This is a genomic window from Nocardioides cavernae, assembly GCF_013410035.1.
Classification (GTDB): Bacteria; Actinomycetota; Actinomycetes; order Propionibacteriales; family Nocardioidaceae; genus Nocardioides; species Nocardioides cavernae_A.
This window is the reverse complement of sequence record NZ_JACCBW010000001.1, coordinates 1,454,448-1,465,133: the sequence shown is the minus strand read 5'-3', so window position 1 is coordinate 1,465,133 and position 10,686 is coordinate 1,454,448. Positions and strand designations below refer to the sequence as shown.

At 72.7% G+C, this 10,686-nt stretch carries 12 protein-coding genes and 1 tRNA gene; 6 read left to right on the top strand and 7 right to left on the bottom strand.

Annotation, left to right across the window (positions count from 1 at the left end):
• Position 1 precedes the first annotated feature (1 nt).
• From F4692_RS07135 to F4692_RS07125, 3 genes are read right to left on the bottom strand one after another with little or no spacing between them, the layout of a single operon-like run.
• A complete protein-coding gene (locus F4692_RS07135; protein ID WP_179618864.1) occupies positions 2-1,243 on the bottom strand; it encodes a PP2C family protein-serine/threonine phosphatase in 1,242 nt (413 codons plus the stop codon).
• A complete protein-coding gene (locus tag F4692_RS07130; RefSeq protein WP_179618863.1) occupies positions 1,243-1,722 on the bottom strand; it encodes an FHA domain-containing protein FhaB/FipA in 480 nt (159 codons plus the stop codon). Before F4692_RS07130 ends, F4692_RS07135 begins: the two co-directional genes overlap by 1 nt.
• Positions 1,715-2,434 (bottom strand): FhaA domain-containing protein, encoded by a 720-nt coding sequence (locus tag F4692_RS07125; RefSeq protein WP_179618862.1) that lies wholly within the window; start codon positions 2,432-2,434, stop codon positions 1,715-1,717. Before F4692_RS07125 ends, F4692_RS07130 begins: the two co-directional genes overlap by 8 nt.
• 184 nt (positions 2,435-2,618) lie before the next feature.
• Here F4692_RS07125 and F4692_RS07120 point away from each other — a divergent pair.
• Both F4692_RS07120 and F4692_RS07115 read left to right on the top strand, forming a co-directional pair.
• Positions 2,619-2,702: transfer RNA gene (locus F4692_RS07120), tRNA-Leu, on the top strand.
• 90 nt (positions 2,703-2,792) lie between these two features.
• Positions 2,793-3,020 (top strand): hypothetical protein, encoded by a 228-nt coding sequence (locus tag F4692_RS07115; protein ID WP_179618861.1) that lies wholly within the window; start codon positions 2,793-2,795, stop codon positions 3,018-3,020.
• On the opposite strand, the gene F4692_RS07110 is transcribed toward F4692_RS07115, so the two are convergent.
• Together F4692_RS07110 and F4692_RS07105 are read right to left on the bottom strand one after the other, a co-directional pair.
• Positions 3,007-5,340 (bottom strand): transketolase-like TK C-terminal-containing protein, encoded by a 2,334-nt coding sequence (locus tag F4692_RS07110; protein WP_179618860.1) that lies wholly within the window; start codon positions 5,338-5,340, stop codon positions 3,007-3,009. The two genes, F4692_RS07115 and F4692_RS07110, sit on opposite strands and share 14 nt — an antisense overlap.
• Positions 5,325-6,362 carry a 1-aminocyclopropane-1-carboxylate deaminase gene (locus F4692_RS07105; protein ID WP_179618859.1) on the bottom strand — a complete coding sequence of 346 codons (1,038 nt, stop codon included), beginning with the start codon at positions 6,360-6,362 and terminating at the stop codon, positions 5,325-5,327. The genes F4692_RS07110 and F4692_RS07105 overlap by 16 nt, the downstream gene beginning before the upstream one ends.
• Positions 6,363-6,434: 72 nt before the next feature.
• Between F4692_RS07105 and F4692_RS07100 the strand changes: the two genes are divergently transcribed.
• The 4 genes from F4692_RS07100 to F4692_RS07085 are packed head-to-tail and all read left to right on the top strand — an operon-like array spanning position 6,435 to position 8,918.
• Entirely contained in the window at positions 6,435-6,743 is a 309-nt protein-coding gene (locus F4692_RS07100) for a biopolymer transporter Tol (RefSeq protein WP_179618858.1), read from the top strand.
• Between the two features lie 20 nt (positions 6,744-6,763).
• Entirely contained in the window at positions 6,764-7,411 is a 648-nt protein-coding gene (locus F4692_RS07095) for a nitroreductase family protein (protein ID WP_308645192.1), read from the top strand.
• The gene (locus tag F4692_RS07090) at positions 7,408-7,890 is read left to right on the top strand and encodes a glutathione peroxidase (RefSeq protein WP_179618857.1); all 483 of its coding nucleotides are present in this window, start codon (positions 7,408-7,410) and stop codon (positions 7,888-7,890) included. The genes F4692_RS07095 and F4692_RS07090 overlap by 4 nt, the downstream gene beginning before the upstream one ends.
• The gene (locus F4692_RS07085; protein WP_179618856.1) at positions 7,887-8,918 is read left to right on the top strand and encodes a hypothetical protein; all 1,032 of its coding nucleotides are present in this window, start codon (positions 7,887-7,889) and stop codon (positions 8,916-8,918) included. The genes F4692_RS07090 and F4692_RS07085 overlap by 4 nt, the downstream gene beginning before the upstream one ends.
• Here F4692_RS07085 and F4692_RS07080 read toward each other — a convergent pair.
• Positions 8,915-10,177 (bottom strand): glutathionylspermidine synthase family protein, encoded by a 1,263-nt coding sequence (locus F4692_RS07080; RefSeq protein WP_179618855.1) that lies wholly within the window; start codon positions 10,175-10,177, stop codon positions 8,915-8,917. The two genes, F4692_RS07085 and F4692_RS07080, sit on opposite strands and share 4 nt — an antisense overlap.
• Positions 10,178-10,195: 18 nt before the next feature.
• The gene (locus F4692_RS07075) at positions 10,196-10,654 is read right to left on the bottom strand and encodes a DUF350 domain-containing protein (protein ID WP_179618854.1); all 459 of its coding nucleotides are present in this window, start codon (positions 10,652-10,654) and stop codon (positions 10,196-10,198) included.
• Positions 10,655-10,686 lie beyond the last annotated feature (32 nt).

Below are 10,686 nucleotides of genomic sequence, written 5' to 3'. Positions count from 1 at the left end.
CTCAGTCGACGTCCTGGCGCGCGGCATAGTTGTCGACGGTCAGCCGGGCCTCGTCGAGGTCGGAGGCGTCGATGCCCTCGCGCACCTGCTCGGCGTCGATGTCGCTGAGCCGGTCGAGGTCGACGTCGGTCACCTCGTAGGCGTGGGAGAGCGAGATGCCGGGCAGGTCGGCGTCGATGCCGCGGAAGATCGCGATCCGGCCGTCCTGCTCGGCGACGTAGAACTGCTGCTGGCTCCACGACCACAGCGCGGCCAGGACCACCCAGGCCAGGCCGAGGAGCACGGCGGCCAGCAGGAGGCGGCGCAGCCAGGCGTGGCGGCCGGGCTCGCGGGGCGCGTAGCGCGCGGCCTCGGGGTCGATGGGGTCGGCGAGGAACGCCCCCTCGGGGACGTCCGCCGGGACCGGCGGGATCTCGCCGGTGTCGCCCGAGCGGTGTCCGCGGAAGAGCCCGCCGACCGCACCGCCCAGCGGCATCCGGCGGGGCAGGTCGGCGGCCGCACCGACGAGCAGCGGCTGGAGCTCGGCCGGCGGCTCCTCGTCGGACACGTCGGCGACGATGCAGGTGACGTTGTCGGTGCTGCCGGCCTCCAGGCTCGCGCGGACCAGCTCGACGGCGGCGAAGTCGGGGGTGCCGGTGGAGAGGATGTCGGCCATCCGCTCGTCGGTCAGCGTGCCGCAGGCGCCGTCGCTGCAGATGAAGACGCGGTCGCCGGCCTCGGCGGGGAACTCGAAGAGGTCGGGCTCCTCGTGCCGGATGCCGTCGAGGGCCTTGAGGATGAGGTTGCGGTGCGGGTGGGTCCGCGACTGCTCCTCGGTGATCCGGCCCTCGTCGATCAGCGACTGCACGAAGGTGTGGTCGTGGGTCAGCTGCCGCAGCTCGCCTCGGCGGTAGAGGTAGGCCCGGCTGTCGCCGATGTGGCCGACCCCGAAGCGGGTGCCGTCGAAGAGCGCGACCGTCGCGGTCGTCGAGGTGCCGTTGAGGTTGGGGTCCTCCTCGACGAGCTCGGCGATCCGGTCGTCGGCGCGGTGCACGCCGCCGGCGAGCTGGCCGAGGATGTCCTCGTCGGGCTGCTGGTCGAGCTTGCGCAGCGCCTGCACGGCGGTGCTGGAGGCGAGGTCGCCGCGGACCGCCCCGCCGACGCCGTCGCACACCGTCAGGAGCCACGGACCGGCGTAGCCGCTGTCCTGGTTCTCCCGGCGCACCCGCCCGACGTCGGAGATCGCGGAGTAGTGGAGGTACATCACTTCCGCAGCTCCAGGATCGTCTTGCCGACGCGGACCTGGACCCCGATGCCGATGGTGGTGGGCTGCGTGATGCGGACCGGGCCCACGTAGGTGCCGTTGGTCGAGCCGAGGTCCTCGACGAACCACTCGTCGCCGCTCGCCGCCACGCGGGCGTGGCGCGTCGAGACGTAGTCGTCGTCGAGCTTGATCGCGGCGTCGCTGCCGCGCCCGATGAGGAGCGGCGCGTCGGCGAGCTCGGCCCGGACGCCGGGGTTCTCGCCCTCCACGACGAGCAGGTGCGTGGGCGCCCCGCGGCGCGGCTTCCGCGGCTTGCCGTTGGACTTGCGTCCCGACGGTGCGGGCGCGTTGCCACGGGCGGTCTCCGGCACCCGGGCGCCGAACATGTCCGAGCGGATGACCGAGATGGCCGACAGCACGAAGATCCAGAGGATGGCGAGGAACGCGACGCGGATCAGGAAGAGGGTCAGCTCAGACATTCCAGCCCCCGGCCTCGTCGCGGCCGCCGTCGATGCGGACCGTCATGTCGGTGTGGCCGATGCGGATCGTGGAGCCGTCGCGCAGCCGGGCGCGCGCCACCTTGGAGCCGTCGACCATGATCCCGTTGGTGGAGCCGAGGTCGACCGCCTCGACGCCGTCGATGCTCACCTCGAGCTCGAGGTGGCGCCGGCTCACGCCGGGGTCGTTGATCCGCAGGTCCGCCTCGGTGCCGCGACCGACGACGAGGCCCGGCGGGCGCAGCGGGTGGCGCGTGCCGTTGACCTCGAGGGTGGCGTGCGAGGAGCGCGTACGGGTGCGCATGTCGTTGTCGGTGACGCTGGCCTGCGCCTTGCTGCGGATCCGGAAGCGGCCGGTGGTCAGGTCGTCGGCCGACTCGAACGCGATCGAGATCGGTCCGGTGAAGACGTAGCCCTGGGCGTCGGCGTGGTCCTGCAGCTGGTCGACGAGGTCCTGCTCGAGGGCACGGCCGAGGCCGACGATGCGCTCGAGGTCGGTGGCGGACAGCTCGACGTGGAAGTCGTTGGGGACCAGGCGGCGCTGGCGGCTGAGCACCTGCGCGTTGTTGTCGCACTCGCGCTGGAGCGCCGCCGCGATCTCGACGGGCTGCACGGCACTGCGGAAGGCCCGGGCGAAGACCCCTGAGATGACCGACTCGAGCCGCTGCTCGAAGCGTTGCAGGGGGTTCGGCATCGGGCCTCCTCTCGTCGCGCTGGGACTGGGATCGGGTCGCATCGTCGTGGTGGGCAGGCTTCACACACCGCCCGGCCGGTGCCTGCGAGCGTACCGGCCGGGCGCCCGCGCGCGACGGTGCCGCCCCGCCGTACGGCCGATTGGGAGCGTCGGTGGGCGTTGGGGTAGCCTGAGCCCGCTTCTCGCGCGAGTGGCGGAATAGGCAGACGCGCACGGTTCAGGTCCGTGTGTCCGAAAGGACGTGGGGGTTCAACTCCCCCCTCGCGCACGTACGTGTGACAAGGCCCTGGGTCCCCGGACCCGGGGCCTTCGTCGTTCCCGCGGCGCGTCATTCGAACAGGTGTTCTATCATCGGCCGGTGCCGCGCCAGCCGCCGTTCCACGTCTGGGTGGACCTGACCGGCCGGTGGTCCGCCCCGGCCCCGGGCGTCCTGCTCGCGTGGCGGCGCTCCGATCGCCGGGGCTGGGAGGCGTGGGTGGCCCGCGTGGAGTCGTACTCGACCGGGTCGGGGGTCGAGGTGCTGATGACGCAGTCGTGGATCGCCGCCGCGCTGGTGCGGCCCGCCGACCCGCCTACCGGCCGGTGAGGCCGAGGGCGGCGTCGACGATCGAGGCCACGTCGATGCCGTGCAGCTCGTACGCCGACGCGAGGTCGCTGGACTGGCCGAACTCGCTCACCCCGAGGCAGCGCACCCGGTCCCCCCGGACCGCGGCGAGGAACGCCAGCGTGTGGGGGTGACCGTCCTGGACGGTCACGAGCGGCGCCGGGGCGCGCTCGGGGAACAGCTCGTCGACGATGCTGCCCGCCAGCGCGTCGCCACCCGAGGAGGGCGCGCGACGTCCGCGCTGCTGGAAGGACCGGAAGACGAGGTCCGGGCTGGTCAGGCACACGACGCCCGCGGTCACGCCCTGCTCCCCGAGCACGCGGGCGGCCTCGACCACCTCGGGCATGAGGGCGCCGACGCCCACGAGGGTCACCTCGTCGTCGAAGGCCGCATGAGTGGACAGGCGGTAGCCGCCGGCGACCGCCTGCCGTCGGCGTCGCTCGAGCAATGCCGGGTCCCCCGGCAGGGCGGCGAGGGTCGGGTCCAGGGGACGGGTGGAGAGGCGGAAGTACGCCGACGTGCCCCCGGGGACGCCCACCTGCGCGGCGGCGTGGAGGAAGGTCCACTCGAGGTCCTGCGCGAAGGCCGGCTCCCAGGCCACGCAGCCCGGCTGCTCGAGCCCGATCGACGGCGTGGTGATCGACTGGTGGGCCCCGCCCTCCGGCGCCAGCGTGACGCCCGAGGGCGTGCCGACGAGGATCGACTGGCCGCCGGCGTAGATGCCGTACGACCAGGGCTCGAGCGCGCGGCTGACGAAGGGGTCGTAGATGGTGGCGACCGGGACGAGGCGCTGGCCCCAGCGCGACCAGGTCGTGCCGAGCTCGCCGAGCAGTCCGACGAGGTTGACCTCGGCGATGCCGAGCTCGATGTGCTGCCCGGACTCGCTCTCGGACCATCGCAGCACGCGCTCGCGGTCGTCGGCGAACCAGTCGCGACGCTCCTTGACCGACCATACGCCGGTCTTGTTGATCCACCCGCCGAGGTTGGTCGAGGACGCGACGTCGGGGCTGCAGGTGACGAGGCGGGCGGCGAGCCCGGGCGCGTCGCGGGGCAGGTCGGACAGCAGCCGCCCGAGCGCCGCCTGGGTCGAGACGGGCTTGCGGTGCGGGCGGCCGAGCGACGCCGGCACCTCGAGGGGCTGCTGCGGGGTCGGAGCCGGTCGGCGCAGCGACTCGGCGCGCCGGGCGCAGAGGTCGGCCGCCGCCGTACCGGGCTCGAACGTCGCCCACGGGTCGTCCGCGTCGACGCCGCACGCCGCGGCGAGCAGCTCCATCTGGTGCTCGGTCAGCAGCGCCGAGTGGTTGTTGGGGTGTCCCTCGGTGGCGAGGCCGCGGCCCTTGATCGTGTAGGCGAGCACGACGGTGGGCCGGTGGTCGTCGACGTCGTCGAAGGTGTCGACGAGCAGCGGCAGGTCGTGCCCGCCGAGGTCGCGCACGGCGGCGGCGAGGTCGCGTGCCGGCAGGGCGGTGACCAGGTCGCGCAGCTCCGGTGAGGGGGAGCCGGCCAGGACGCGGCCGGCGACCTCGTCCTCGGGCACGCGGAGCATCCGCTGGTACTCCTCGTTGGGCATCTCCTCCAGCCGGCGGCGCAGGTCAGCGCCGCCCGGCCGCTCGAAGAGCCCGGACACGAAGCGTCCCCACTTCAAGGTGACGACCTGCCAGCCGGCTGCGGTGAACATGCCCCGGAGCCGGTCGATCTGGATGTCGGGGACGACGCGGTCCAGCGACTGCCGGTTGAGGTCGACGACCCACAGGAGCTCGCCGAGCGAGGCGACCTGCGGGTCCGCCACGGCCTCCCAGATCGCGCCCTCGTCGAGCTCGGCGTCCCCGAGCAGGCTGACGAACCGGCCGGCCTCGGGCGTCTCGGCGAAGTGCGAGCGGGTGTAGCGGTGCGCGATCGCGGCCCACAGCGCGGCCGTCGCCCCGATGCCGACCGAGCCGGTCGAGAAGTCCACCGTGTCAGGGTCCTTGAGCCGGCTGGGGTAGCTCTGGAGGCCGCCCCTCGCCCGCAGGGTCGTCAGGTAGGACTCGTCGAGGTCGCCGAGGAGGTAGTTGATCGCGTGGAGGACCGGCGAGGCGTGCGGCTTCACCGAGACGCGGTCGGTGTGGCGCAGCGAGTGGAACCAGAGCGCCACCATGACGTCGACCATCGAGGCCGACGACGACTGGTGGCCACCGACCTTGACGCCGCTGCTGTTGGGTCGGCCGCGGTTGGCGGCGTCGACGATCGCGGCGGAGAGCCACAGCACCCGGCGGGCGACCTCGCGCAACGTCGCCGGGTCCGGGCTCACTGCGCGGGCCACAGGGAGTGGTAGGCGTTGATCGCCGGCTGGCCACCGAGGTGGGCGTAGAGCACGTGGGAGTCGCGGGGGATGTCGGCGGACGTCACCAGGTCGATCAGGCCGGCGAGCGACTTCCCCTCGTAGACGGGGTCGGTGATCATCGCCTCGAGCTGGGCACCGAGGGCCATGGCCTCCATCGTGGACTCGACCGGCAGGCCGTAGAGCTCGCCCGCCCACCCCTCGAGGACCGTGATCTCGTCGTCGCGCAGCTCGCGTCCGAGCTCGATGAGGTCGGCGGTGTGGCGCGCGATGCGCTCGACCTGGTCGCGGGTCTTGTCGATCGTGGCGCTGGCGTCGATGCCGATCACGCGGCGGCGCACGCCGGTGAGGTCCTCGAGGGCGGCGAAGCCGGCGATCATCCCGGCGTGGGTGGAGCCGGTGACCGTGCAGACGACGATCGTGTCGAAGGTGATGCCGAGGGACTTCTCCTGCTCGGCGACCTCGAAGGCCCAGTTGGCGAAGCCGAGGCCGCCGAGGCGGTGCTCGCTGGCACCGGCCGGGATGGCGTACGGCGTGCCGCCGGCCTCCTCGACCTCGCGGAGCGCGTCCTTCCACGAGTCGCGGATGCCGATGTCGAAGCCGGCCGGGTCGAGGCGCGAGTCGGCGCCCATCATCCGGCTCAGCAGGATGTTGCCGACCTGGGTGTTGGTGGGGTCGTCCCACGGCACCCACTTCTCCTGCACGAGCCGGCACCTCATGCCCAGGTGCGCGGCGACCGCGGCGACCTGGCGGGTGTGGTTGGACTGGAAGCCGCCGATGGAGACGAGCGTGTCGGCGCCCGAGGCGAGCGCGTCCGGGACGATGTACTCGAGCTTGCGGACCTTGTTGCCGCCGTAGGCCAGTCCGCTGCTGACGTCCTCGCGCTTGGCCCACACCTGGGCGCCGCCGCCGAGGTCGGCGAGGTGCGCGGTGAGCCGCTTCAGGTGCTGGAGGGGCGAGGGGCCGAAGGTGAGCGGGTAGCGCTCGAACTGCTCGAGGATCACGGGATCTCCTGGGGTGGTGGTTGCGATATATTGCACATCGCGAGGTGACCAGTGTCAAGCGACACTGGGTGCATGGCAGAGCCGAGCGACAGCGCGAGCGACGAGGAGAAGTGGCTGGTGGTCGACGGCCGTCGCTGGCGGCGTACCGACCCGGCGATCCCGGCCGACGCCCTCGAGCGACTGAAGTCGCACCTGGGCCGCGGCCGGTCCGGTGTGCGTACGGCCACGTCGGACGCCGAGCTGCGGGCGACGCGGCACCGCACGCAGCTGGCCAAGGTCGGCCTCGGCGAGCGCGGGACCGCGTGGTGGGAGCAGACCGACGCCGAGCGTCGCGAGCGCTGGGAGTCGGCGCTGCGCGACCTCGACGCGCTCGACGCGTGAGCGGGCGTCATACTCGCCGGGTGCCGTCCGACTCCCGCCCGCAAGCGCCGCAGCCGGAGGCCGAGGGGCTCGCCGAGCCCATGCGGTCGCGCTGGAGCGCGAGCGTGTACGACCCCGCGCACCGGCTCTCCGACGACGAGGTGACGACCCTGCTGCACGCCGCCCAGTGGGCGCCGAGCGCGGGCAACAGCCAGCCGTGGATGTTCTTCGTGTGCCGCCCCGGCACGGCCAACCACGAGCGCCTCGTCGCGACGCTGAGCCGCGGCAACTCCGGCTGGGTCCCGCGCGCCTCCGTCGTCTTCCTCACCGCCGCCCACATGCGGACGGGCGACGAGCCGGACGCACCGGCGTACAGCGACTACGCGCTCCACGACGTCGGTCAGGCGGCGGCCCACCTCACCCTGCAGGCCACGGCGATGGGCCTGCTGGCCCACCAGTTCGCCGGCTTCGACCACGACGCGCTCGCGGCCGCGCTGCGCGTGCCGCCCACGCACCAGCTGCTCACGGGCATCGCGATCGGTGCTCCCGGGGACCCCGCCGAGGTCGACGAGCGCACCGCTGCGCGCGACCACCGCGACCGGGTGCGCCGGCCACTCTCGGAGTGGGTCTTCGACGGCGCGTTCGGGGAGTCGCGGGGTGCGGGCGTGGTGGCAGACTCGGGAGCATGACTACTCTCTCCGACTTCTCGGCGAAGGCGATCGACGGGACCGACACCGACCTCTCCGCCTACGACGGCAAGGTCGTCCTCGTCGTGAACACCGCCTCGCAGTGCGGGTTCACCGGGCAGTACAAGGGCCTCCAGCAGCTCCAGGACACCTACGCCGACGAGGGCCTGGTCGTGCTCGGGTTCCCGTGCGACCAGTTCGGCGGGCAGGAGCCGGGCGACGAGGCTGAGATCTCCGACTTCTGCGAGCGCAACTTCGGCGTCACGTTCCCCCTCTTCTCCAAGGTCGACGTCAACGGCGACGACGCGCACCCGCTCTTCCAGTGGCTCAAGGACTCCAAGGGCGGCCTGCTCGGCAGCAAGATCAAGTGGAACTTCACCAAGTTCCTCGTCGGCCGCGACGGCACGGTCATCGACCGCTACGCACCGCAGACCGAGCCGGAGAAGCTCTCGGGCGACATCGAGAAGGCGATCCGGTCGTGACGCGGGCCGGCGCCGTCGCCGCTGCGCTCGTCGCAGCCGTGGTGGCGTCGGCCGCTCCGGCGGCCGCGGGGCCGTCGCCGGCGCCGGAGGCCGCGCGTGACGCGGCTCCGCGGGTCCAGCGCGCCGACACGGTCGTCGGCACCGGCACCCCCGCGTCGTGCACCTCCCGCGCGGTCGTGCGCGCGGTGGCGCGGGGCGGGGTGATCGCCTTCGACTGCGGGCCGGACCCGGTGACGATCGCGATGAAGCGGACCGCCAAGGTCGTCAACACCTCGGCGAAGGTGGTCCTCGACGGCGGTGGCACGGTGACGCTCGACGGCCGGGGGCAGCGCCGCATCCTCTACATGAACACGTGCGACAGGGCCCAGGTCTGGACGACGTCGCACTGCAACGACCAGGCCGAGCCGCTGCTGGTCGTGAAGCGGATGCGCCTCGCGCGCGGCAACGCGTCCGCGGAGGCCGTCGGGTCCGACGAGGGCGGTGGGGGCGGAGGCGCGATCTTCGCCCGCGGTGGCCGGCTGAGGATCGTCGACTCGCACTTCGTCGACAACCGCTGCGCTCGTACGGGCCCCGACGTCGGCGGGGCCGCCGTGCGGGTGTTCGACCAGTACGCCGACCGTCCCGTCGTCGTCCGCCGCTCGAGCTTCACCGGTGGTCGGTGCAGCAACGGGTCGGCGCTGAGCAGCATCGGTGTCTCGTGGCGGGTCACCGGCTCGACCTTCACCGGCAACCGTGCGGTGGGCCGCGGCGCCAACCCCGCCCGCCCCGGCACGCCAGGCGGCGGCTCCGGTGGCGCGATCTACATGGACGGCGACGACATCCACCTCGTCCTCGAGGACTCCACGCTCACCGGCAACCGAGCCCGCGAGGGCGGCGGCGCGATCTTCTTCGTGTCCAACGACCGCAGCGGCACGCTCACCATCCGCGGCTCCGAGCTCGTCGACAACCCGAGCGACGGCTTCGAGACGATCCCGGGGATCTTCTTCCTCGGCGCGGGCCGTACGGTCACCGACTCGGTGGTGCGCTAGAGGCTGGGGGCGTCCGGCCCGACCCGCTCGGCCAGCCACTGCGCGACCTGCGCCTCGGACGGCGCCAGCCCGTCGCTGATCACGTGGGGGACGACGCGCGAGAAGTAGTCGGTGACGAGGTTGTCGGACTCGCGCACGATCATCCCGGCGGCCTCGCCGTCGACGATCCACGACCCGAGCACGACGCGGTTGCCCTCGAAGCTCGGCAGGTCGGTGTAGCCCTGGTAGACCCAGCCCTCCGCGCCGTAGCCGCCGGGCATGACGACGTCCTCGACCAGGTCGTCGAGGTGGATGCGGATGTTGTCGCCCTCGCGCCCGTGGAGCGGCTTGGCCACCCAGCGCTCGAGGTCGCGCGGCTCGTCGAAGTACGCCGGCAGCAGCAGGCGGTGGCGCGGGAAGAGCTCCCACAGCACGGGCAGGAGGGCCTTGGTGCTGAGCAGCGCCTTCCAGGCGGGCTCGATCCACCTCGTCGGGCGCGACTCCTGCTGGTCGACCACGTACCGACCGAACGGCTCGGCGAGCATCTCCTCCCAGGCGTACAGCTTGAACGCGTTGCGCAGCGGCTCGTCGTGGACGTCACGGTAGTCGCGGGTGTCGGGGTTCCACCCGACCTCCGCCATCGGGTGGGCGAGGGCCATCCACCCGGCCTGGACGGCGGTGTCCATCAGGTAGTGAACGGTCATCTCCATCTCGCCGCCGTCGTAGGAGTCCTCCTCACCGAGGTCGTAGAGGAAGTGCATCCGGTCGCCGTCGAAGTGGCCGGAGCGGCGGAGCTTGCGCCATCCCGCGACGAGACGGTCGTGGACGGAGTTCCACTGGTCCATCTCCGGCATCACGTCCTCCATCCAGTTCCACTGGATGATCCCGGTCTCGACGAGGCCGGTCGGGGTGTCGCCGTTGATCTCGAGCATCTTGATCGACCCGTCCGCGCCGTACGCCAGGTCGAAGCGGGCGTAGAGGGCCGGGTCGCCGGCCTCGATCGAGCGGCGCACGACGCCCAGCGACCCCGGCGGCAGCCCGAGCCGCTCGTCGGTCATCGACGTCGCCATGTGGGTGACCGCCTGCAGGCACATCGCCCACAGCTCCTCGGTGGCGGCCTCGAGGGCCTCCACCTCCTCCATCGTCACCTCGTACCAGGCGTCCTCGTTCCAGTACGGCAGCTCGGAGCCGTCGGGCATCGTCGTGACGGGGAAGACCAGACCCTGCTCGACGACGGTGTCGCGCCAGCCCTCACGCGCCCGCGAACGGTGGCGCCACATCGTGCGGTGCCCGCCCGCTCAGGCGATGCTGGCGCACACGATGGCGCCGACGGAGAGGGCGACGGCGGCCGCGACGTGGGCCAGGGGTCGCACCGGGCCGGGCTCGGTGACGATCCGGCGCAGGTCGCCCGGCGTGATGGCCTCGACGGCGAAGAACATCAGCGTGTTGAGCGCGATGCCGACGGCGCCGAAGCACACGGTCCACACGAGCGCCCAGCCGAGCGAGGTCTCGCCGTTGGTCCAGATCGCGGTGAAGAGGACGGCGGCGTTGGAGACCAGCCACGCGGAGGTCACCACGCCCGCGCCCTTGGAGTGCGCGTGCACGGACTCGTTGCCGTTCTCGTCGACGCCGCGCAGGTGGGTGCCGAGGTGTCCCGGTGTCGCGAGGTCGAGGACGTAGTAGGCCACGACGAGCATGGCGCCGCCGACGAGGGCGTACGCGACGGCGTGGAGGAGGGCGTCGAGCAGGTCGGTCACGGGGTTCTCCTGGGTCGGGCGGGGGAGCGGGG

What these genes read in the sequence shown, in the direction of transcription:
- F4692_RS07125 (WP_179618862.1), bottom strand. Translation starts at nt 2,434, where the DNA reads ATGCCGAACCCCCTGCAACGCTTCGAGCAGCGGCTCGAGTCGGTCATC.
- F4692_RS07130 (WP_179618863.1), bottom strand. Translation starts at nt 1,722, where the DNA reads ATGTCTGAGCTGACCCTCTTCCTGATCCGCGTCGCGTTCCTCGCCATC.
- F4692_RS07080 (WP_179618855.1), bottom strand. Translation starts at nt 10,177, where the DNA reads ATGTGGCGCCACCGTTCGCGGGCGCGTGAGGGCTGGCGCGACACCGTC.
- F4692_RS07090 (WP_179618857.1), top strand. Translation starts at nt 7,408, where the DNA reads ATGACTACTCTCTCCGACTTCTCGGCGAAGGCGATCGACGGGACCGAC.
- F4692_RS07100 (WP_179618858.1), top strand. Translation starts at nt 6,435, where the DNA reads ATGGCAGAGCCGAGCGACAGCGCGAGCGACGAGGAGAAGTGGCTGGTG.
- F4692_RS07135 (WP_179618864.1), bottom strand. Translation starts at nt 1,243, where the DNA reads ATGTACCTCCACTACTCCGCGATCTCCGACGTCGGGCGGGTGCGCCGG.